Origin of the sequence: Klebsiella grimontii (assembly GCF_900200035.1) — a bacterium.
GTDB lineage: Bacteria > Pseudomonadota > Gammaproteobacteria > Enterobacterales > Enterobacteriaceae > Klebsiella > Klebsiella grimontii.
The window spans coordinates 1-809 of sequence record NZ_FZTC01000054.1 but is presented as its reverse complement, the minus strand read 5'-3'; the positions used below and the strand labels follow the sequence as shown (position 1 = coordinate 809).

The window sequence follows — 809 nt, the reverse complement described above, 5'->3', positions numbered from 1 at the left end:
CCTTCAAAGCTGGCGTAGATAGCGGTCAGGTCATCGGTTTTGTTGTAGACGCTGTTATCCGAGTTATCGGAGTAGCGCAGGATCACTTTATTGACGCCGCTGTCGTTGGTGTGGCTCAGCACCAGCCCGCCCTGCCAGGCGTCGAGACGCTCGTCGCTGTCCACCGCTTTCGAATCGAAGCCGTAGTTGGCGTATACCTCAACGTCGATCGGCCCGGCCTTGATGTTGTGGGTTTTGGTGGTCAGGGCGTAGTGGCCGTTATCGCCGGTACCGGAGCCGCCGGTACAGGTGATGCGCGACGGGTTGGCCTCATCGGCCATCACTTCCGGGCTACAGGACTCCACCTGCGACACCCCCGCCACGTCAAACTGCACGCCGCCGATATCAAAGTTTTTCACCCCGGCGCCCTGGCCATCGTGGTTCATCCAGAAGTAGTCGTTGATCCCCTGCTGCGGACGCTGATGGAAGTCGCGGCCGGCCCAGATATAAGCGTTGGGGTTAGATTCCAGCACGTTGGTGACGCCGACGTAGGCTTTTTTCAGGTTAACTTCATCGCTCCAGTGGTCAAACATGACGTTGATATCCCAGATAGCGCCTTTACTGCTCTTGAAGGCTTTGGTTATCTGGAATTCGCCGCCGTTGCCTTCGTTGCCTAAACGACCGATCGCCGAGGCGCCGTTATAGGAGCCATCCACGCCGACAAACTTCTGATCGCCGGTCTGGAACTGCGCGCCGTAGCGGGCGTAGCCGCTGAACTTGAGGCCGAAGGGGATCGCCATATCCGGCGAGGCGGCGGTGGTCTGCGGGTT

1 protein-coding gene is annotated in these 809 nt (G+C 59.2%); it reads right to left on the bottom strand.

Annotated elements, in window-relative coordinates; all coding sequences use genetic code 11:
• Positions 1 to 809 (bottom strand): carbohydrate porin (locus KOSB73_RS30330; RefSeq protein ID WP_165775042.1); only part of this gene is annotated, 809 nt, incomplete at both ends.